General features: G+C 72.9%; 17 protein-coding genes. 12 read left to right on the top strand and 5 right to left on the bottom strand.

The features are described 5' to 3' along the window. The first annotated feature begins 244 nt into the window (after positions 1-244). Entirely contained in the window at positions 245-1,315 is a 1,071-nt protein-coding gene (locus ACZ6I1_RS33990) for a S1C family serine protease (protein WP_469292889.1), read from the top strand. 13 nt (positions 1,316-1,328) lie between these two features. On the opposite strand, the gene disA is transcribed toward ACZ6I1_RS33990, so the two are convergent. After that, positions 1,329-2,453, bottom strand: a complete 1,125-nt coding sequence (disA, locus tag ACZ6I1_RS33985; RefSeq protein ID WP_266576729.1) for a DNA integrity scanning diadenylate cyclase DisA — start codon at positions 2,451-2,453, stop codon at positions 1,329-1,331. A 148-nt stretch (positions 2,454-2,601) separates the two neighbouring features. Continuing rightward, positions 2,602-4,014, bottom strand: a complete 1,413-nt coding sequence (gene radA, locus ACZ6I1_RS33980; protein WP_469292887.1) for a DNA repair protein RadA — start codon at positions 4,012-4,014, stop codon at positions 2,602-2,604. 156 nt (positions 4,015-4,170) lie between these two features. Between radA and ACZ6I1_RS33975 the strand changes: the two genes are divergently transcribed. Beyond that, entirely contained in the window at positions 4,171-5,931 is a 1,761-nt protein-coding gene (locus tag ACZ6I1_RS33975) for an RNA polymerase sigma factor (protein ID WP_469292886.1), read from the top strand. A 107-nt stretch (positions 5,932-6,038) separates the two neighbouring features. Here the strand turns inward: ACZ6I1_RS33975 and ACZ6I1_RS33970 are convergent, their stop codons facing one another. Further along, on the bottom strand, positions 6,039-6,914 hold the full coding sequence (locus ACZ6I1_RS33970; RefSeq protein WP_469292885.1) for a DUF3109 family protein: 876 nt from the start codon (positions 6,912-6,914) through the stop codon (positions 6,039-6,041). A gap of 63 nt (positions 6,915-6,977) precedes the next feature. Here ACZ6I1_RS33970 and ACZ6I1_RS33965 point away from each other — a divergent pair, with 63 nt between their 5' ends. The 5 genes from ACZ6I1_RS33965 (at position 6,978) to ilvD (ending at position 12,597) form a co-directional block, all read left to right on the top strand. After that, positions 6,978-7,916 (top strand): Ppx/GppA family phosphatase, encoded by a 939-nt coding sequence (locus ACZ6I1_RS33965; protein ID WP_469292883.1) that lies wholly within the window; start codon positions 6,978-6,980, stop codon positions 7,914-7,916. Positions 7,917-8,534: 618 nt separating this feature from the next. After that, the gene (cyaB, locus tag ACZ6I1_RS33960) at positions 8,535-9,095 is read left to right on the top strand and encodes a class IV adenylate cyclase (protein WP_469292881.1); all 561 of its coding nucleotides are present in this window, start codon (positions 8,535-8,537) and stop codon (positions 9,093-9,095) included. A gap of 76 nt (positions 9,096-9,171) precedes the next feature. Further along, the gene (locus ACZ6I1_RS33955; RefSeq protein WP_469292879.1) at positions 9,172-10,005 is read left to right on the top strand and encodes a sugar phosphate isomerase/epimerase family protein; all 834 of its coding nucleotides are present in this window, start codon (positions 9,172-9,174) and stop codon (positions 10,003-10,005) included. Continuing rightward, entirely contained in the window at positions 10,002-10,619 is a 618-nt protein-coding gene (locus ACZ6I1_RS33950; RefSeq protein WP_469292877.1) for a TetR/AcrR family transcriptional regulator, read from the top strand. Before ACZ6I1_RS33955 ends, ACZ6I1_RS33950 begins: the two co-directional genes overlap by 4 nt. Positions 10,620-10,746: 127 nt before the next feature. Continuing rightward, positions 10,747-12,597 (top strand): dihydroxy-acid dehydratase, encoded by a 1,851-nt coding sequence (ilvD, locus tag ACZ6I1_RS33945; protein WP_469292876.1) that lies wholly within the window; start codon positions 10,747-10,749, stop codon positions 12,595-12,597. An 82-nt stretch (positions 12,598-12,679) separates the two neighbouring features. Here the strand turns inward: ilvD and ACZ6I1_RS33940 are convergent, their stop codons facing one another. Then, positions 12,680-14,869, bottom strand: a complete 2,190-nt coding sequence (locus ACZ6I1_RS33940) for a protein kinase domain-containing protein (RefSeq protein WP_469292874.1) — start codon at positions 14,867-14,869, stop codon at positions 12,680-12,682. Between the two features lie 105 nt (positions 14,870-14,974). On the opposite strand from ACZ6I1_RS33940, the gene ACZ6I1_RS33935 reads away from it, so the two are divergent. The 5 genes from ACZ6I1_RS33935 (at position 14,975) to proC (ending at position 18,436) form a co-directional block, all read left to right on the top strand. Continuing rightward, positions 14,975-15,277 (top strand): peptidase, encoded by a 303-nt coding sequence (locus ACZ6I1_RS33935; RefSeq protein ID WP_469292872.1) that lies wholly within the window; start codon positions 14,975-14,977, stop codon positions 15,275-15,277. A 69-nt stretch (positions 15,278-15,346) separates the two neighbouring features. Beyond that, positions 15,347-15,880: a hypothetical protein gene (locus ACZ6I1_RS33930; protein WP_469292871.1), complete on the top strand. Its 534-nt coding sequence runs from the start codon at positions 15,347-15,349 to the stop codon at positions 15,878-15,880. 62 nt (positions 15,881-15,942) lie between these two features. After that, positions 15,943-16,761, top strand: coding sequence for an ABC transporter ATP-binding protein (locus tag ACZ6I1_RS33925; protein WP_469292870.1), 819 nt, complete (start codon positions 15,943-15,945; stop codon positions 16,759-16,761). Next, positions 16,758-17,513 (top strand): ABC transporter permease, encoded by a 756-nt coding sequence (locus tag ACZ6I1_RS33920; protein WP_469292869.1) that lies wholly within the window; start codon positions 16,758-16,760, stop codon positions 17,511-17,513. The genes ACZ6I1_RS33925 and ACZ6I1_RS33920 overlap by 4 nt, the downstream gene beginning before the upstream one ends. Positions 17,514-17,626: 113 nt before the next feature. Then, the gene (gene proC / locus ACZ6I1_RS33915; RefSeq protein ID WP_446594625.1) at positions 17,627-18,436 is read left to right on the top strand and encodes a pyrroline-5-carboxylate reductase; all 810 of its coding nucleotides are present in this window, start codon (positions 17,627-17,629) and stop codon (positions 18,434-18,436) included. Positions 18,437-18,511: 75 nt separating this feature from the next. Here the strand turns inward: proC and trpS are convergent, their stop codons facing one another. Then, positions 18,512-19,510, bottom strand: a complete 999-nt coding sequence (trpS, locus tag ACZ6I1_RS33910; RefSeq protein WP_469292867.1) for a tryptophan--tRNA ligase — start codon at positions 19,508-19,510, stop codon at positions 18,512-18,514. Positions 19,511-20,172 lie beyond the last annotated feature (662 nt).

Raw genomic sequence — 20,172 nt, 5'->3', positions numbered from 1 at the left:
CCAGTACGCGGGCATCCGGCCGGCACGCCGAGAGCACGCACCGGACACCGCTCCTTCACCACGGACCTCCGTCAGACACCCCCTAGGGGGCAGGCCCGGCCCGGCCCCGGCCCCGGCTCCCGGGGCCCGATCTCCCCTCCAGGACAGCACGGCCCTGCGGGACTACGCTGAAATCACAGCGATCGTTCCCGGCCGGCACCGGTTCCAGGGGCGGGGCCTGGCCGCCCCAGTCGAAGGGGGCCGTATGAGTGCGAGAGTCACAGGGGTGGCCGCAGGCGTGCTGGCCGCGGTCATCACCGCCTGGAGCCCCGCGGTGGCGCGCGCGGATGATCCCTCACCGCGAGAGGTCTACGAGAAGGCCGCCCCGGCCACGGTGCACGTCGTCGGGAAGTACGGCTCCGGCACCGGCTTCGTCTACGACGCCGACGAGGGGCTCATCGTCACCAACGCGCACGTCATCCAGGGAGAGGCCGCCCTGAAGGCGGTCATCGGGGACCGGCCGCCGACCCCCGTGCGGGTGCTCGGCAGCGACCCCTGCGAGGACCTCGCCGTACTCAAGATCACGTCTCCCCAGGAGGATCTGAAGGAGTTGAAGTTCGGCAAGAGCGAGGACGTCGAGACGGCCGACACCGTCATGGCGCTCGGCTATCCGGCATCCCTGGGCGACACCGATGCCAAACAGGCCGTCGCCTTCACCTCCGGCGCCGTACAGACGCCGCAGGTGGGCTCCACGCCCCTCACGTCACTTCCGAACTACCCCTCCTTGATCCAGCACTCCGCGACCGTCAACCCGGGCAACTCCGGCGGCCCCCTGCTCAACGCCAAGGGCGAAGTCGTCGGCATCAACACCCTCGGCTACGCGGAAGAGGGCGTATCGGGGCAGTTCTATGCGATCAGCAGCGACCACGCGGAGCCCAAGCTCGCCGGACTGGCCGCGGGCGACACCAAGAACGACCCCGGATGGTGGCTCCTCGACATGTCGGACCCGAGCCTGCCCGCCACCTTCGAGGAGATCGGCGGCCAGGACGACAAGGCCTTCGCCGCCTTCCAGAAGAAGGGCATCGACGGGGTGATCGCCCTGTCCGTCGCCCCGCAGTCCCCGGCCGCCAAGGCGAACCTCGGGGCGGGCGACGTGATCAACGCGGTCAAGGGCGAGCCCGTGACCTCGGTGGCCGACGTGTGCGACGTCCTCCAGTCCACCTCGCCCCGCGAGAAACTGAGCGTGGACGGCGTCTACTCGGGCACCCTCAGCAGCAACGGAGGCAAGCCGGGCGAGGAGTGGACCGCCGAACTGGTGCTCGGCGGCACGTCCTAGCCGTGCGGCACTCCTAGACGTACCGCTCGAGGATCGAGGATTCGGCGAGCCGCGAAAGGCCCTCGCGGACGCTGCGCGCACGGGCCTCGCCCACGCCGTCCACCGTCTGCAGGTCGTCCACGCTCGCGGCCAGCAGCTTCTGCAGGCCCCCGAAGTGCTCCACGAGCCGCTCGATGATGGCGCCCGGCAGCCGGGGAACCTTCGCCAGCAGCCGGTACCCGCGGGGCGACACCGCCGAGTCCAGGGTCTCCGGCGACCCGGTGTACCCCAGGGCCTTCGCCACGATCGCCAGCTCCAGCAGCTCCGGATGCGTCAGCGCGTCCAGCGCCGGCAGCGCCTCCTCCACCGTGCGGGAACGCTTCGCCGTCGGCTCCGGCACGTAGTCCCGGATCACCAGCTCGCGCTCCTGCTCGATCCCGACGGTCAGCTCGTCCAGCTGGAGCGAGAGCAGCCGGCCGTCCGTGCCCAGCTCGACGACGTACTCGGCGATCTCGGTGGCGATCCGGCGGACCATTTCCAGCCGCTGCGCGACCGCGGTCACGTCACGGACCGTGACCAGGTCCTCGATCTCCAGGGCCGACAGCGTGCCCGCCACCTCGTCGAGGCGCAGCTTGTACCGCTCGAGGGTGGCCAGCGCCTGGTTCGCCCGCGACAGGATCGCCCCGGACTCCTCCAGGACGCGCCGCTCCCCGTCCACGTACAGGGCGATCAGCCGCATCGACTGCGACACCGAGACGACCGGGAAACCGCACTGCTTGGAGACGCGGTCCGCGGTCCGGTGCCGGGTGCCCGTCTCCTCCGTCGGGATCGACGCGTCCGGCACCAGCTGCACACCGGCCCGCAGGATCTTGGTGATGTCCTTGTCCAGGATCAGCGCGCCGTCGAGCTTGCACAGCTCGCGCAGCCGGGTCGCCGTGAACTCCACGTCCAGGACGAAGCCGCCCGTGCACATCGACTCGACCGTCTTGTCCATGCCGAGGACGATGAGCCCGCCGGTGTTGCCGCGGACGATCCGTTCCAGGCCGTCACGCAGCGGCTGACCAGGTGCGACCGCACTCAGCGAGGCGCGCATCATGGCCTCCTGCTTGGAGCTCGCGCCCGACTTGCCGGATGCTGCTGCCCCGTCCTTGGCTGCCACTGCACTCCTCCGGTCGCGGGTTGCGCCGCCTGCGTACGGCCGGGCGGACCATCCCGAAGTCTACCGGCGTGCGCTGCGGCCCAGCCGTGGCTTGCCCGGGTACGCCCGCCCCGAACCCTGCGCGGACCCCTGACCGGCCCGTGCTGCCCTAGGACCCGGCCCGCTCCGCGGCCGGAGTACGGGACCGCCCGCGCGGCAGGACCCGTAGTGCGTCGCCCATGTCGGCGACCTCGGTCACCTTCATCCCGGCCGGGACCTTGCCCGGGTCCGCCGGCACCAGGGCGTGCGTGAAGCCGAGCCGGTGCGCCTCCGCGAGCCGCCGCTGTACACCGGTCACCCGCCGCACCTCGCCGGCCAGACCGACCTCCCCGATCGCCACGAGGTTCTTCGGGAGCGGGACGTCGCTGGCGGCGGAGGCCAGGGCCAGCGCGATCGCCAGGTCGGCGGCCGGCTCGGTCAGCTTCACCCCGCCCACGGTCGCGCTGTAGATGTCGCGCTTGCCCAGCGCGGTGATCCGGCCGCGCTGCTCCAGCACCGCCAGCATCATCGAGACGCGCGAGGTCTCCAGGCCCGAGGTGGTGCGCCGGGGGGAGGGGATCTGCGAGTCCACGGTCAGCGCCTGCACCTCGGCGACCAGCGGACGCTTGCCCTCCAGGGTCACCGTCAGACAGGTCCCGGGCACCGCCTCGGCGCGCCGGGTCAGGAACAGCCCGCTCGGGTCGGCGAGGCCGGTGATCCCCTCGTCGTGCAGCTCGAAGCAGCCCACCTCGTCGGTGGCCCCGTACCGGTTCTTGATGCCGCGCACCAGCCGCAGCCGGGCGTGCCGGTCGCCCTCGAAGCTGAGCACCACGTCGACCAGGTGCTCCAGGAGGCGCGGACCGGCGATGGCCCCGTCCTTGGTCACGTGCCCGACGAGGAGCGTGGACATCCCGCGCTCCTTGGAGGCGCGGATCAGGGCCCCGGCGACCTCGCGGACCTGGGCCATGCCGCCGGGCGCACCGTCGATCTCGGGGGAGGCCACGGTCTGCACGGAGTCCAGGATGAGGAGGGAGGGCTTCACCGCGTCCAGGTGCCCCAGTACGGCCGACAGGTCGGTCTCGGCCGCCAGGTAGAGGTGGTCGCTCAGCGCGTTGATCCGGTCGGCGCGCAGCCGTACCTGGCTCGCCGACTCCTCGCCGGTGACGTACAGCGTGCGGTGGTCGCCGTTGGACGCCTTCGCCGCGACGTCGAGCAGCAGCGTCGACTTGCCGACGCCGGGCTCCCCCGCGAGCAGCACCACGGCGCCGGGCACGAGCCCGCCGCCGAGGACCCGGTCCAGCTCGTCCACGCCGGTGCTGCGCGCGGTCGCCGTCCGGCCGTCGACCTGCCCGATCGGCACCGCGGCGGTCGACACCCGGCCCGCGGCGGTCGTCCGCACGGCGGGCGCGCCCATCTCCTCGACGGTGCCCCACGCCTGGCACTCGGGACACCGCCCGAGCCACTTCGCGGTCGTCCAGCCGCACTCGGTACAGCGGTAGGACGGCCGGTCCTTGGCGGATGAACGAGCAGTACGGGCAGCCATGCCGCTCACCGTAGCCGCAGGCACTGACAGCGCCGACAGCGCCGGCACCGCCACCGGCAACCGCGCGGTCAGTGCCCCACCGATCTGTTCACCCGTAAGGGCTAAATCCGGGGAAGGCTTCCGGGGGTCACCCGGCACTCCGCCTACGGTCGCCAGGTGAACAGCAGCAGCCAGGCACACTCCTCGTCACGCTCCGGCGCACACCGGGCGCACGGGCGCACGCCCTTCGAGCAGGAGCCGCCGCCGCCCTTCCGGCACGAGCCCTACCTGGACGGCCTGTTCACGTACTGCCTGTCGGTCCTGTGCGACCACGACACGGCCACCGACGTGCTGGGCGGCGTACTCGCCGTGGCCGAACGGCATCCCGGCCGCTGCCCCGACGAGGGGGACCGGCGGGCCTGGCTCTACGCCCTGGCGCGCTGGGGCTGCCTGCAACGGCTGGCGGAGCAGAGGCGCACACGGCAGGGAGCGCACTGCGCCCGGCGTGCGCCGGAGCACGCGTACGCCGGTTACGCGCCGGGTCAGGGGAACGCGGAGGGTAATACGGACGGCGACCCCTCCGGCGGCGCCCGCCGCACGCTTGACGTGAGCGCCTACCGCCGTACCGAGCTGGCCCGGCTCGCCTGGCCGGAGGCCGCCGGCACCACGCCCGAGCAGCGCGAGGCCCTGGAACTCGCCGTCCGCCACCGCCTCGGCGTCAGCGAACTGGCCGCCGTCCTCGGCACGCCCGCGGCGGCCGCCCGGGAGCTGCTGTCCGGCGCCGCCTGCGAGGTGGAGCGCACCCGCACCGCCCTCGCCGTCGTGGAGACCGGCAGCTGCTCCAGCGTCTCCCGGCTCACCGGCGACGGGCAGGTCCTGCTGTCGACGACGCTGCGCGCCGAGCTCGTACGCCACGTCGACGACTGTCCGCGCTGCCGCCGCGTCGCCGAACGCGTGGGCGCCGGCGCGCCCTGGCCCGGCTCCGGCGGCCTCGACACCGCCGCCCTCCCGCTCGTCCCCGCCCCCCGCACCGCCGTCCACGCCGCGATGCTCCGCTCCGGCGGCCGGGGCCGGCGGCCCGCCCCGCGCTTCGACCGCACCGGCTTCCCGATGGACCCCAAGGACCGGGCGGCCCGCCGCGACCGGATGCGGGCCCGGGCGGTGACCACCACCGTGGTCGCCACCGTCGTCGCCGCGCCGGTCCTGGCCCTGTGGGCGGCCTACCGGGGCGCCCCCGACACCGGCGAACCCGTCGGCGGGGACACCGCCACCCGCATCTCGACGACCGAGTCCGACCTCCCGACGGCGCCGCACATCGGCGGCCGCCCGCTGACCGCCTACGAGAACACCGGGAACACCACCTCCGCCACCGGCAGTCCCGGCTTCGCCCCCGGCAGCTCCGAGCCCGACGTGTCGGTCGAGGTGATCAGCACCGGGCCCCCGCCGGCTGCCGACCGGGCCGGTACCCGCGGCCGCCTCACCGTCGCCGCGTCCTCCAGCGGAGCGACCACGCTGCTCACCCTCACCGCGGCCGGCGGCGCCCCGGTGGACTGGCGGCTCTGGTCCGACGCGCCCTGGCTCCACGCGAGCCGTACCGCGGGCACGCTGGCCCCCGGAGAATCGGTCACCCTGTGGATCACCGTGGACACCGCGGCCCAGCCGGTGGGGGCCTGGACGGCCCGGGTCGGGGTGGATCCCGGCGGCGCGGTCGTCTCCATCCAGGGCCGCGGGCGCCCGGCCCCGACCCCGGAGCCGCCGTCGACCCCGGCCCCGACACCCACGCCGACGCCGACACCCACGCCCACCCCGACGCCGACCCCGACCCCCACGCCGACCACTCCGACGCCGACGCCCACCCCGACCCCGACGCCAGGAGGAACGGTTTCCCCCGACCCGGACCCCCAGCCCGGCCCGGGGCCGTCGGCTTCGTCGTCCTAGTCCGGCCTCCACACCAGGCGGGCGGCGGCGGGCCGGACTGGGCGGGCGGCTGCGGCTGCGGCTGCGGGTCGGGTCGGCTTAGGCGGGCGGCTGCGGGTCGGGTCGGCTTAGGCGGGCGGCTGCGGGTCGGCCGGGTGCGGGGCCATCGGCAGCAGGGAGGCGAGCCGCGCCTCGCACAGCTTCACCAGCTCCTCGTACGCCTCCTTGCCCATCAGCTCCGTCAGCTCGGGGCGGTACGACACGTACACCGGCTCCCCGGCGCCGTGCGCGGAGGTCGCCGACGTGCACCACCAGTGCAGGTCGTGGCCGCCCGGGCCCCAGCCGCGCCGGTCGTACTCGCCGATCGACACCTGGAGCACGCGGGTGTCGTCGGGCCGCTCGATCCAGTCGTAGGTACGGCGGATCGGCAACTGCCAGCACACGTCCGGCTTCGTCTCCAGCGGCTCCTGGCCACTCTTCAGCGCCAGGATGTGCAGCGAACAGCCGGCCCCGGCGGGGAACCCCGGCCGGTTCAGGAAGATGCACGCGCCGTCCCAGCGGCGGGTCTGCTTCTCCCCGTCGTCATCGTGCTGCGTCCACCCGGTCTCGCTGCCCACGTCGTGGAACTGCCACAGCTCGGGCGTCAGCCTGGCCACGTGCTGGGCGACGCGCTTCTCGTCGTCCTCGTCGGAGAAGTGCGCGCCGAGCGTGCAGCAGCCGTCGGACGCCCGGCCCGCCTGGATGCCCTGGCAGCCGCTGCCGAAGATGCAGGTCCAGCGCGAGGTGAGCCAGGTCAGGTCGCAGCGGAAGACCTGCTCGTCGTCAGCGGGATCGGGGAACTCCACCCAGGCCCGGGGAAAGTCCAGCCCCTTCTCGTCGGCCTTCGCCCCGCCGCCCTTCGCCTTGGCGGCCTTCGCCTCGTCGGCCTTCGCCCTGGCGGCCTTGTTTCCGGCCTTCTCGCCGGACGCGGGCTTGGTCTTGTTGGCCTTCTTCGTATTTGGCACAAACCCAAGCGTAAGCGCCCCCCGCGTCACCCATAAGCGTTCGTCGCAGTAGCGTTTCCCCCTATGAGACTCGGTGTCCTTGATGTGGGTTCGAACACGGTCCACCTGCTGGTGGTGGACGCGCACCCCGGCGCGCGCCCGCAGCCGGCGCACTCGCACAAGGTGGAACTGCGGCTGGCGGAGCTCCTCGACGGGGACGGCGCGGTCACTCCCGAGGGCGTCGAGCGCCTCGTCTCGGTGATCGCCGACGCGGTGCAGGCCGCCGAGGACAAGGGCTGCGAGGACGTACTGCCCTTCGCGACCAGCGCCGTCCGAGAGGCCACGAACGCGGACGCGGTGCTGGCCCGGATCAAGGCCGAGACCGGAGTCGACCTGCCCGTCCTGAGCGGTGAGGACGAGGCGCGGCTGACTTTCCTGGCCGCGCGCCGCTGGTTCGGCTGGTCGGCCGGAAAGCTGCTGGTCCTCGACATCGGCGGCGGCTCGCTGGAGATCGCGTACGGCATCGACGAGGACCCGGACGCGGCCGTCTCCCTCCCGCTGGGCGCCGGCCGGCTGACATCGGGCTGGCTGCCGGGCGACCCGCCCGACGCGCTGGACATCCGCGCCCTGCGCCGCCACGTACGGGCGGAGATCGCGCGCACGGTCAGGGAGTTCAGCCGCTTCGGGACCCCCGACCACGTGGTGGCGACGTCGAAGACGTTCAAGCAGCTGGCCCGCATCGCGGGCGCGGCCCGCTCGGCGGACGGCCTCTACGTGCAGCGCGACCTGACCCGCAAGTCGCTGGAGGAGTGGGTCCCGCGGCTGGCCGCGATGACCACGGCCCAGCGGGCGGCCCTCCCGGGCGTCTCGGAGGGCCGGGCGAACCAGCTGCTGGCGGGAGCGGTGGTCGCCGAGGGCGCGATGGACCTCTTCGGCGTCGACGAGCTCGAGATCTGCCCGTGGGCCCTGCGCGAGGGCGTCATCCTGCGCAGACTGGACCACCTCCCGACGGGCAACGGCTGAGGGTACGGAGCTTCGCCCGGTTGTATGCCGGTCGGTCAGGGGCCGGCCACATCTCGCTCGGGCAGGTCGGGCAGGTGGGTGGGGGCTTCGGGGGGCCTGATCCCCACCATCCCGATCAGGGAGGGTTTGGGGGTTTCCCGTCAGTCCCACTGTCTCTCCGGGGCGGGCCGGCCTGTCAAGGGCGCTCCCTTCGGTCGCGTCGCTTCGCGATGTCGCTGCGCTCCACCCTTGACAGGCCGTCCCGCCCCGGAAAGCCAAGGACTGTCGGGAAGCCCCCAAAAGAACGGTCCACTGGTTCACGATGACCAGCCAGGGACATCAGCGATCCAGGGCCTGACCACGGGTGGCGCACCCCGCCCGGGCCAGCCGAAAACCGAAGCCGAGGCGCTGCCTGCGCGCCAGATCGCTACGCGCTCCTCTTTTCTCAGCGTCCGGCGGCCGTCCGGGGCCCAACCCGCACCAGAGAGTGCGCACAAGCCCGCGGGGAGCGGTGGGCGCGCCGCATCGCTGCGCGGCTGGGGTGATCTGGCGGCGATCAGACCGGCATCGGCGGGCGCAAGCCGCCCACGGTCGCTCGGCCGCGGGCGCCGAACGAACGGTCTGAGAGGGGACGGGCGGATGATCGAAGCGGAGCTGAAGGCGCGGGTGCGTGCGCCGGAGGAGGTGCTGCGGCGGTTGGACGAGCGGGCCGTGGGGCGGTCCGAGGTCTACCAGGACACCTACTACGACACTCCGGACGGAGGGCTGGAGCGCCGGGACCAGGAGCTGCGGGTGCGGACCGTACACGGGCTGGACGAGACTCGCACCGTGCTCACGTACAAGGGCGCCCGGGTGGACGAGGAGTCCGGGTCGAAGCCCGAGCACGAGACCCGCGTGGAGGACGCCGAGGCGCTGCATGCGACGCTGCGCGGTCTCGGGTACGTGCCGGTCATCGCGTTCGAGAAGCGGTGCCGGAACTACGCCTTCGAGGCGCGAGGCCGGCGGATGCTCGCCACCCTGGTCCGCGTCTCCGAGTTGGACGGGACGTTCCTGGAGCTGGAGACCCTGGTGGAGGAGAAGGACCTGGCCGCAGGCCTCGACGACGTCCGCACGGTCCTCGGCGAGCTCGGCATCGGCGCGCACGACCTGACCCGGGAGCTGTACACCGTCGCCGTGCGGGTCCGCCGGGGCGTGGGCTGAGGCGCAGGGCGGCGCCTCGCCCGGCCCGGGGCACCCGGGCCCACCCGGGAGGGCTGCGGGCCCGTACCCTGTGTCCGTGGCAGAACCAGTCCGTGTCCCGACCGCGAAAGTCGCCCTGTCCACCGCCTCCGTCTATCCGGAGACCACGGCGACCGCCTTCGAGATCGCCGCGCGCCTCGGCTACGACGGCGTCGAGGTCATGGTCTGGACGGACCCGGTCAGCCAGGACGTCGACGCCCTGCGCCGGCTGTCCGACCACCACCAGGTGCCGATCCTCGCCATCCACGCGCCGTGCCTGCTGATCACCCAGCGGGTGTGGTCCACCGACCCCTGGACCAAGCTCCAGCGGGCCCGGGCGGCGGCCGAGCGGCTCGGCGCGTCCACCGTGGTCGTGCACCCGCCGTTCCGCTGGCAGCGCCAGTACGCGCGGGACTTCGTCACCGGGATCTGGCGGATGGCGGACGAGACCGACGTCCGGTTCGCCGTCGAGAACATGTACCCCTGGCGCTACCGCGACCGCGAGATGCTGGCGTACGCCCCCGAGTGGGACGTGACCAAGGACGACTACCGGCACTACACCGTCGACCTGTCGCACACCGCGACCGCCCGTACCGACGCCACCGCGATGATCGACCGGATGGGCGAGCGGCTCGCGCACGTCCACCTCGCCGACGGAAACGGATCGGCGAAGGACGAGCACCTCGTCCCGGGCCGCGGTACGCAGCCCTGCGCCGAGCTGCTCGAGCGCCTCGCCCGTACCTCCTTCGACGGGCACGTGGTGATCGAGGTCAACACCCGGCGGGCCATGTCCTCCGCGGAACGCGAGGCCGACCTCGCCGAGGCGCTGGCCTTCACCCGCCTGCACCTCGCCACCGCGTCCGCGCCGCGCGACGGGGCCCGGCGCCCGTGACCGAGCCCGTGAAGCGCCGCCGCGGCCCCGGCCGGCCCCGCCAGGACGAGGCCGAGGAAGGCCCCGGCACCCAGGAGCGCATCCGCCTCGCCGCCCGCTCCGAGTTCGCCGCGCGCGGCTACGACAAGACCTCCGTACGCGGTGTCGCCAAGGCCGCCGGTGTGGACCCGGCGCTGGTCCACCACTACTTCGGCAGCAAGGACGACCTCTTCGCCGCCGCCATCGAGCTGAGCATGGAGCCGGCGCTGGTGGTCCCGGCGATCCTCGGCGAGGGGCCCGACGGCATCGGGGAACGGCTCGCCCGCTACTTCCTGGGGATCTGGGAGAACCCGGTCACCCGGGCTCCGCTGCTGGCCGTCATCCGGTCCGCGCTGACCCACGACGCGGCGGCCGCGGTGCTGCGCCGCATCGTCCTGCGCCGCGTCCTGGAGCGGGTGGCCGCCGACCTCGACGTGCCCGACCCGACCTTCCGCGCCGAGCTCGCCGCCTCCCACATGGTCGGCATCGCGATCCTGCGGTACGTGGTCCAGGTCGAGCCCCTCGCGTCCGCCGACCCCGAAGCGATCGTGGCCCTGGTGGCGCCCACCCTCCAGCGCTACCTGACCGAGGAATGAGCCCTCCGTCCCGGCATGCGGACCTTCTGTCCGAATCGCGGTCCAGGGGCGTAGCCTCGTAACTGATTCATATCTACAGTCGTGGCCGCGCTCCCAAGGCCGGCCGCACTCATGGGGAGTGAACCCGATGCCCGAGCTGAGGTCCCGCACCGTCACCCACGGCCGCAACATGGCGGGCGCACGCGCCCTTATGCGTGCGTCGGGCGTAGCGAGCGAGGACATCGGGAAGCCGATCATCGCGGTCGCCAACTCCTTCACCGAGTTCGTCCCCGGCCACACCCACCTGGCCCCGGTCGGCCGGATCGTCTCCGACGCCATCCGCGCGGCCGGCGCGATCCCGCGTGAGTTCAACACCATCGCGGTCGACGACGGCATCGCGATGGGCCACGCCGGCATGCTCTACTCCCTGCCCTCCCGCGACCTGATCGCGGACAGCGTGGAGTACATGGTCGAGGCGCACTGCGCCGACGCGCTGATCTGCATCTCCAACTGCGACAAGATCACGCCGGGGATGCTGATGGCCGCGATGCGCCTCAACATCCCGGTCGTGTTCGTCTCCGGCGGCCCGATGGAGGCCGGCCAGGCCACGCTGGTCGACGGCACCGTCCGCAAGCTCGACCTGATCGACGCCATGGTCGACGCCTCCAACGAGAACGTCTCCGACGAGGACGTCCTGCGCATCGAGGAGAACGCCTGCCCGACCTGCGGCTCGTGTTCGGGCATGTTCACCGCCAACTCGATGAACTGCCTCGCCGAGGCCATCGGCCTGGCCCTCCCCGGCAACGGCTCGGTCCTCGCCACGCACACCGCCCGCCGCGCCCTGTACGAGAACGCCGGCCGCACGGTCGTCGAGATCACCAAGCGGTACTACGAGCAGGACGACGCGTCCGTCCTGCCCCGCAACATCGCCACCCGCCAGGCCTTCGAGAACGCCATGGCCCTCGACATCGCGATGGGCGGCTCGACCAACACGATCCTGCACCTGCTCGCGGCGGCGCAGGAGGCGGGCCTGGACTACGACCTCAAGGACATCGACGCGGTCTCGCGCCGCGTCCCGTGCCTGTCGAAGGTCGCTCCGAACGTGGCGCCCGGCGGCACGTACTACATGGAGGACATCCACCGGGCCGGCGGCATCCCCGCCATCCTGGGCGAACTGCACCGCGGCGGACTCCTGAACAAGGACGTCACCTCCGTGCACTCCGCCAACCTGGAGGACTGGCTGGCCGAGTGGGACGCCCGCTCCGGCACCGCGTCCCCCGAGGCCATGGAGCTGTGGCACGCGGCCCCCGGCTGCAAGCGCTCCGCCACCGCCTTCTCCCAGTCCGAGCGCTGGGAGACCCTCGACCTCGATGCCGAGGGCGGCTGCATCCGCTCGGTGCAGCACGCGTACTCCAAGGACGGCGGCCTCGCCGTCCTCAAGGGCAACCTCGCGGTCGACGGCTGCGTCGTGAAGACGGCCGGCGTCGACGAGTCGATCTGGACGTTCGAGGGCCCGGCGGTCGTCTGCGAGTCGCAGGACGAGGCCGTTGACAAGATCCTGCGCAAGGAGATCAAGGCGGGCGACGTCGTCGTCATCCGCTACGAGGGCCCGCGCGGCGGCCCCGGCATGCAGGAGATGCTCTACCCGACCTCCTTCCTCAAGGGCCGCGGCCTCGGCAAGGTCTGCGCCCTGGTGACCGACGGCCGCTTCTCCGGCGGCACCTCGGGCCTGTCCATCGGCCACGCCTCCCCGGAGGCGGCCTCGGGCGGCACCATCGCGGTCGTCGAGGACGGCGACCGGATCCGGATCGACATCCCGAACCGGTCCATCGAGCTCCTGGTCGACGAGGCCACCCTCGCCGCCCGCCACGAGGCCCTCGGCGGTGTCTACGCGCCGAAGAACCGCGAGCGCCAGGTCTCCGCGGCCCTGCGCGCCTACGCGGCGATGGCCACCAGCGCCGACAAGGGCGCCGTCCGCGACGTGTCCCGCCTGGGCTGACCCGGCCACACCGGTCGACCCGGCCACACCGGTCGACCCGGCCACACCGGCCGACCCGACGCCCCGGACCCCGCCGGCCGCTTCACCAGCCGGCGGGGTCCGCCGCGTCCACCGCGAACACGGACCCGTCGGGCGCGCTCCCGAACACCCGCCCGTCGGCGACCACGGGCGCGGGGACGGTGGCCGTGTAGGTACCCTGGCCCGTGCCCATCCGGGGGTCCGTCTGCCCGATCAGCCGCCCGGCCCGCGCGTCGACCGCGATCAGCCGGCCGTCGGCCGCCATCAGGTACAGCCGCCCGTCGCCGACGACCGGCCGGGACGCCGCGGCCACGGCCGTCTCCAGCCGCCACGCCTCCTTCTCGCCCGCGACCGCCGTCAGCGCCCCCGAGATGCCGATCAGGTACACGACCCCGTCCGGTCCGACGGCCGCCTCGGCCTGCAGCTGTTCCACCGACAGCGGGGTGCGCCGTACCGCCCGCGTGGCGAGGTCGATGCGCACGACCGCGACCGACATCCCCTGCAGGTCGCCGGCCAGCAGGTGGAGCCCGCCCTGTGCGGCCCCGACCGGCTTGAGCAGCCCCGGCGCGCGGACCTGCCAGCGCACCGTGCCGCCGACCGGATCGACCGCCGAGACCTGCGAGGACGTGCCGTCGTCGGCGCGCGTGGCCACGTACAGGTCCGGGCCGTCGCCCGTCGGGCCGGGACCCGTGAGCCACACCGACCCCACCCGGCCCAGGCGCTTGCTCCAGCTCACCTGGCCGGTGGCCGCGTCGAGCGCCGTGACCGTCCCGTCAGCCGCGGCGGCCAGCACCTTCGAGCCGGCGGGCAGCACGGTCGCGTTCGGCGCGATGTCCTTCTTCCACTTCGGTACGCCCGTGGCCGGATCCAGCGCCTGGAGCAGCCCGCTGCCGGGGGTCACGGCGAGTACGAGTCCGCCGCCCGATGCGGGAGCGATGGCGGTGGCGCCGGCCGTACGGGCTCCCGCACCCGGTGCGGGCACCGACCAGACGAGGGAACCGTCGGCCGGGTGCAGCCGGGCCGCGACGAGGCCCGGCGTCGAGCAGTACAGGGCTCCGGCCGCCGCGGCGCACGCGGACACCGTGTTGCCGGGACCGCGGTCGCCCAGCGGGGCCGACCACGGGGTGGGCGCCGCCGGTTCCGCGGCCGAGCCGGGCGCGTGCGGTGCCGTGTGCCCCGCCGGGTCCTCGCGGCCCTCGCGGCCCTTGCGGTCCTCGCGGTCCTCGCCGTCCGAGAACTGCGCGTACGCGCCGGCGGCTCCGCCCGTCAGCAGCAGCGCGAGGGCGAGCGCCGGGGCGAGGCGCCGCGGCCGCCGCCCCGCCCGCGGGGTTTCGGGGGCGCGTACGCGCCGGTGCGTGACGTCATCGGCGGCGGCCGGGGGCTGCGGCGACAGCGGCCGCCGGGGCTGGGGGATGAAGGCGCGGGTCTCCTCGCCCGTCGGATACGCGGCCGCCCGCAGCTCTGCGAGCAGGGCGTCGGGCGTGGGCCGGTCGGCGGGGTCCTTGGCGAGGCAGCGCGAGATGACGGGCGTCAGGGAGGACGGCACCCCGGTCAGGTCCGGCTCGCTGTGCACCACCTGGTACGCGACGAGGTAGTGGCTGTCGGAGTCGAACGGCCCGCGCCCGGTCGCCGCGTGGACGAGTACGGCCCCCATCGCGAACACGTCCGCCGCCGGCCCGACCTCCCGCGGCCGCTGGAACTGCTCGGGCGCCATGAACGGCGGTGTCCCGATCAGCTTCCCGGTCTCGGTCCGCAGGTCGCTGTCGGCGGGCCGGGAGATCCCGAAGTCGATGACCCGCACCCCGTCCGGGGCCATCAGGACGTTGCTCGGCTTGAGGTCCCGGTGCACGACACCGGCCCGGTGGATGTCCCGCAGCGCCTCGGCCAGTCCGGCGCCGAGCCTGGCCAGTGCTCCGGGGCCCAGGGTCTGTTCCCGTACCTGCTCGGCGAGCGTGGGGGCGTCGATGAACAGGGTGGCCATCCACGGCCGCTCGGCATCGGGGTCCGCGTCCACGACGGGCGCGGTGAACGCGCCGCTCACCCGGCGGGCGGCCGCGACCTCCTGCCGGAACCTGGCCCGGAACTCCGGATCCGCCGCGTGCTGCGCGTGGACGACCTTGACCGCGAGCCGCAGCCCGGATGCGGAGGTGGCCAGATGAACCACTCCCATGCCACCGGAACCCAGGACGGATTCCAGCCGGTACTGCCCGGCGTACTCCGGAAAACCGGCCCGTTCCGCGCGCAGTGGATGCACTGCCGACCACCCCCGCCGGAGCCTAGTCGATGGCGCATATGAAGCGGTAAGGGCCTGCTACCCTGCGCGAGTTGCAGAGCGTCATGCTCGAGGGGGAGATTTTCGATGGCGGTTGAGAACGAAACGAACGAGGTCCAGACCCTTGCCGCAGGGTCCGGGTACAAGTCCTACCCGGTCGCGCCCGGCGTCCAGCTCAACGTGCGCAGCGGCCCGGGCACCGGGTACCCCGTCGTCGGCGTCCTGCCGCTCGGAGCCTGGGTGACGATCCGCTGCCAGTGCGCGGGGACCACGGTCTCCGGCCCGTACGGCACCACGAACCTGTGGGACTGCGTCGGCAACGGCCAGTTCGTGTCCGACGCGTACGTGAAGACCGGCAGCGACGGCTACGTCGCCGCACACTGCGGCTAGCCGCGCACCGCCCGTCTGACACGTGAGACACAACCGGCCCGGCCCGCCCGGCGGGGGATAATCGCTGATGTGAGCGACGACCAGCGAGACCACGCCCCCGCCGAGCAGGCCCCGGCCCCGGGCCTGGCCCCCGTGGGACCCGAGCCCGAGCCGATCCGGTTCTTCGGCACCACCTGGGTCCACCACGACGGCGGCTACGCCCTGCGCCGCGCCGGCGTCGCCATCGGCTCCCTGGTCACCGCCGTCGCCGCCGCGCTCCTGCTCCGGCTCTCCTACGAGGGCCTGGAGATCGGGAACGTCGGCCCCTTCCTCAGCATCTCCGTCGTCGTCCTCTTCGCGGTGTGCAGCTCCATCGCCTTCGCCAAGACCTGGGATTCCTTCAGCCGCCGCCCGGCCCCCTCCTCCGACGAGGCCGCACTCAAGGGCCTGAAGGCGATCGGTTTCATCGGCTCCCTCATCGCGTACTTCCTCCGCTGCCTCGTCGAGGCCCCGGGCGAGAAGCTCCGCCGCGCCGAGCACGCGCGTGCCGTGGCCGAATTCGCCCGCCGCCGCACCACCCGTAGCGGCAACCCGGCCGCGCGCCGCCCCAAGCGCAAGAAGTAGCGCGCCACCCCGCAACCTCCGGCCGATTGACGCCCGGCACAGCCAGGAGCATTATTCATCACATGATGAATAACCCGCCTCCGGGAGCCGGGGCCGCCGCCGTGCACGCCGCCGGCCTGACCGTCCGCCGCGGCACGGGCCGCTCCCCGCGCACCGTCCTCGACGGCATCGGCTTCGACGTCCCCCGCGGCCGCATCACCGGCCTCCTCGGCCCCTCCGGCTGCGGAAAGTCCACCCTCATGCGCGCCGTCGTCGGCACCCAGGCCCACGTGACCGGCACCCTCGAGGTCCTCGGCCGCCCCGCCGGCCACCCCGAGCTCCGCTCCCGCATCGGCTACGTCACCCAGGCGCCCTCCGTCTACGACGACCTCACCGTCCGCCAGAACCTCGACTACTTCGCCGCGGTCCTCGATCCGGGCCGCGCCGCCGCCGACCGCCGCGCCGCCGCCGTACGGCGGGCCGTCACCGACGTCGACCTCACCACCCACACCGACGTCCTCGCCGGCAACCTCTCCGGCGGCCAGCGCAGCCGCGTCTCCCTCGCCGTCGCCCTGCTCGGCACCCCCGAGCTCCTCGTCCTCGACGAACCCACCGTCGGCCTCGACCCCGTCCTGCGCCGCGACCTCTGGAACCTCTTCCACGAGATCACCCGCACCCGCGGCGCCACGATCCTCGTCTCCTCCCACGTCATGGACGAGGCCGAGCGCTGCCACGACCTGCTCCTCATGCGCGAGGGCCGCATCCTCGCCCACGGCACCCCCGACGCCCTGCGCGCCCGTACCGGCTCCGCCACCGTCGAGGAAGGCTTCCTCCGCCTCGTCGACGAGGCCAACGCCCACGCAACCACCCATGCCGACGCAGCCCCGGAGGCGCAGCGATGACTGCCACGACCGCAATGAACGGTGCCCGGACCGCCGCCACCGCCGCCCGCGTCCTGCGCCAGCTCAGCCACGATCCGCGCTCCATCGCGCTGATGCTGCTGGTCCCCGTCCTGATGCTGACGCTGCTCCGCTTCGTCTTCGACGGCAGCCCGCGCACCTTCGACAGCATCGGCGCGTCGCTCCTCGGGATCTTCCCCCTCATCACCATGTTCCTGGTGACCTCCATCGCCACGCTGCGCGAGCGCACCTCCGGAACTCTGGAACGCCTCCTCGCCATGCCGCTCGGCAAGGGCGACCTCATCGCCGGCTACGCCCTCGCCTTCGGAGCCGTCGCCGTCGTCCAGTCGCTCCTGGCCACCGCCCTCGCCCTGTGGCTCCTGGGCCTCGACGTCGTCGGCTCCCCCTGGCTCCTTCTCCTCGTCGCCCTGCTCGACGCGCTCCTGGGCACCGCACTCGGCCTCTTCGTCTCGGCCTTCGCGGCCTCCGAGTTCCAGGCCGTCCAGTTCATGCCGGCGGTGATCTTCCCCCAGCTGCTGCTGTGCGGCCTCTTCGCGGCCCGCGACACCATGCACCCCGTGCTCGAAGCCCTCTCGAACGTCCTGCCCATGTCGTACGCGGTCGACGGCATGACCCAGGTCCTGACCCACACCGACATGACCGCCGACTTCGTCCGCGACACCGTCATCGTCGCCGCCTGCGCCCTGCTCGTCCTCGCCCTCGGCGCGGCCACCCTCCGCCGCCGGACCCCGTAGCCGCAACCGGTCGGCGCCCACGGACCGGACACACCGCCCGGCCCCCCGCCCCGAGTGCAAGGATGATCCCGTACGCAGTAACTACGCAGCGCGTTCGGCGAGGTGAATCGGGCATGACCCAGACAGTCGCGGTCCTCGGTACCGGCAAGATCGGCGAGGCTCTGCTCAGCGGGATGATCCGCGGCGGCTGGCCCGCCTCGAAGCTCCTCGTCACCGCCCGCCGCGCGGAACGCGCCGAGGAGCTCCGCGCCCGCTACGGCGTCGAGGCCGTCAGCAACGCCGAGGCCGCCAAGCGCGCCGACACCCTGATCCTCACCGTCAAGCCGCAGGACATGGGCAAGCTCCTCGAGGAGCTGGCCCCGCACGTCCCCGCCGACCGCCTGGTCATCAGCGGCGCCGCCGGCATCCCGACCTCCTTCTTCGAGGAGCGGCTCGCCCCCGGCACCCCCGTGGTCCGCGTCATGACGAACACCCCCGCCCTCGTCGACGAGGCCATGTCCGTCATCTCGGCCGGCAGCCACGCGACCGCCGCGCACCTCGTCCACACCGAGGAGATCTTCGGCGGCGTCGGCAAGACCCTGCGCGTCCCCGAGTCCCAGCAGGACGCCGCCACCGCCCTCTCCGGCTCCGGACCGGCGTACTTCTACTTCCTCGTGGAGGCCATGACCGACGCGGGAATCCTCCTGGGCCTGCCCCGCGCCCAGGCCCACGACCTGATCGTGCAGGCCGCCATCGGCGCCGCCGTGATGCTCCGCGACAGCGGCGAGCACCCGGTCAAGCTCCGCGAGGCCGTCACCTCCCCGGCCGGTACGACGATCAACGCGATCGTCGAGCTCGAGCGGCACGGCGTACGCGCCGCCCTGATCGCCGCCCTCGAAGCGGCCCGCGACCGCAGCCGCGAGCTGGCCTCCGGCAACAGCTGAGCCGCGCGCACCGGGTACGGACCCCCGCCCTGACGGAGGCCCGTACCCGTACCAGTACCCGTACCCCTCATTCCTTCACGGCGCGAGCAGCCCGATGGCCTGGTACGCCCGGTCGACCACCGGCCGCGCCAGCTCCCGGGCCCGTCCCGCACCCTCCCGCAGCACCTTGTCCACCTCGGCCGGATCGGCCGCCAGCTCCGCGTGCCGCTCCCGCACCGGCCGCAGCAGCTCGACCACGGCGTCGGCGACGTCCCGCTTAAGCGCGCCGTACCCGCTGTAGCCCTCGGCGAGCCGCACGGGATCCCCGCCCGTACAGGCCGCCAGGATGTCCAGCAGGTTCGCGACGCCGGGCCGCGCCTCCCGGTCGTAGGCCACGCCGTCGTTCCCGGAGTCGGTGACCGCCCGCATCACCTTCTTGCGCACGACCTCCGGCTCGTCGAGCAGGTAGACGATCCCGGTGCCGTTCGCCTCGGACTTGCCCATCTTGGAGGTCGGCTCCTGGAGGTCCATGACCCGGGCGGCCACCGCCGGATGCGTGGCCTTGGGCACCGTGAACGTGTGCCCGTACCGCTGATTGAAGCGGACGGCCAGATCACGGGTCAGCTCGACGTGCTGCCGCTGGTCCTCACCCACGGGCACCTCGTCGGTCCGGTAGGCGAGGATGTCGGCGGCCATCAGCACGGGATAGGTGAGCAGCGACAGTCGTACGCCTTCCCCGGAGGCCTGTGCCTTCGCCGCCTTCTCCTTGTACTGGATCATCCGGCGCAGTTCACCGTCGGTGGCGGTGCACTCCAGCAGGTACGCGAGCCGCGTGTGCTCGTCGACATGGCTCTGCACGAACAACGTGCACCGCTGCGGGTCCAGTCCGGCGGCGAGCAGCAGCGTCGCCGCCTGCCGGCTGAGCCGCCGCACGCGCGCCGGATCGTGTTCGACGGTCAGCGCGTGCAGGTCGACGACACAGAACAGCGCCTCGTCCGGCTCCTGGTCGGCGGCGACCCACTGGCGTACGGCCCCCAGGTAGTTCCCCAGCGTCAGATGCCCGGTCGGCTTGACCCCGCTGAAGATCCTCGTCATGTCCCTGCTCTCCCTTGTGTGAGTGGTGTCGGAGCCGCCGCGTCCGGCGACCGAGCCACTCCCGGGAGGGGAGAAAACAAAACGGCCGCCGAAGCGGCGGCCGTGAGCGCATGCGTACTCGCGTTGCAGTCGGCCGCCGTCAGGCGGCCCACCAACGGAGGTTGAGCGTGAGCGCATGCGTAGTCATGGACCCAGGGTAGACGGAACGGGATGAAGGCGGGGTGAAGTTCGCGCACCACGCGGGGCCGGTCAGCCCAGAGTTGACACAGGTGTGCCCGATCCGTAAGGTTCTTCGAGTTGTCCGAAGTGAGCGCCGACCCCGGTCGGTCCCCGGACAGCCATCCCGCACTACACATTCGAACGAACGACTCACTTTGTCGTCTCGTTTTCATGCGTATTTGCGAATGAGGAATCCGCGTCCGAGGACGCCGCCGCCGATTAGGTTCGGGGGCAAGGAATCCGCTACTGTCTCACTCGCCGGAAGGGCCCAACAGCCCGGAACGCAAACCCCGCTGACCGGGGGTCAGGCCCGAAAGGATCTGATAGAGTCGGAATCGCCGAAAAGGGAAAGCGCGAAAGCGTCTGGACCTGGAAAGCACCGAGGAAATCGGGCCCGAAAGAGTCTGATAGAGTCGGAAACGCAAGAACAGAACGAAAGCCCG

It is taken from the genome of Streptomyces sp. NPDC046303 (assembly GCF_055588085.1).
Note: the sequence above shows the minus strand (reverse complement) of the source record. Positions and strands in the feature narration are given on the sequence as shown.

What these genes read in the sequence shown, in the direction of transcription:
- ACZ6I1_RS33990 (WP_469292889.1), top strand. Translation starts at nt 245, where the DNA reads ATGAGTGCGAGAGTCACAGGGGTGGCCGCAGGCGTGCTGGCCGCGGTC.
- radA (WP_469292887.1), bottom strand. Translation starts at nt 4,014, where the DNA reads ATGGCTGCCCGTACTGCTCGTTCATCCGCCAAGGACCGGCCGTCCTAC.
- ACZ6I1_RS33965 (WP_469292883.1), top strand. Translation starts at nt 6,978, where the DNA reads ATGAGACTCGGTGTCCTTGATGTGGGTTCGAACACGGTCCACCTGCTG.
- cyaB (WP_469292881.1), top strand. Translation starts at nt 8,535, where the DNA reads ATGATCGAAGCGGAGCTGAAGGCGCGGGTGCGTGCGCCGGAGGAGGTG.
- ilvD (WP_469292876.1), top strand. Translation starts at nt 10,747, where the DNA reads ATGCCCGAGCTGAGGTCCCGCACCGTCACCCACGGCCGCAACATGGCG.
- ACZ6I1_RS33935 (WP_469292872.1), top strand. Translation starts at nt 14,975, where the DNA reads ATGGCGGTTGAGAACGAAACGAACGAGGTCCAGACCCTTGCCGCAGGG.
- ACZ6I1_RS33925 (WP_469292870.1), top strand. Translation starts at nt 15,943, where the DNA reads ATGATGAATAACCCGCCTCCGGGAGCCGGGGCCGCCGCCGTGCACGCC.
- ACZ6I1_RS33920 (WP_469292869.1), top strand. Translation starts at nt 16,758, where the DNA reads ATGACTGCCACGACCGCAATGAACGGTGCCCGGACCGCCGCCACCGCC.
- proC (WP_446594625.1), top strand. Translation starts at nt 17,627, where the DNA reads ATGACCCAGACAGTCGCGGTCCTCGGTACCGGCAAGATCGGCGAGGCT.
- trpS (WP_469292867.1), bottom strand. Translation starts at nt 19,510, where the DNA reads ATGACGAGGATCTTCAGCGGGGTCAAGCCGACCGGGCATCTGACGCTG.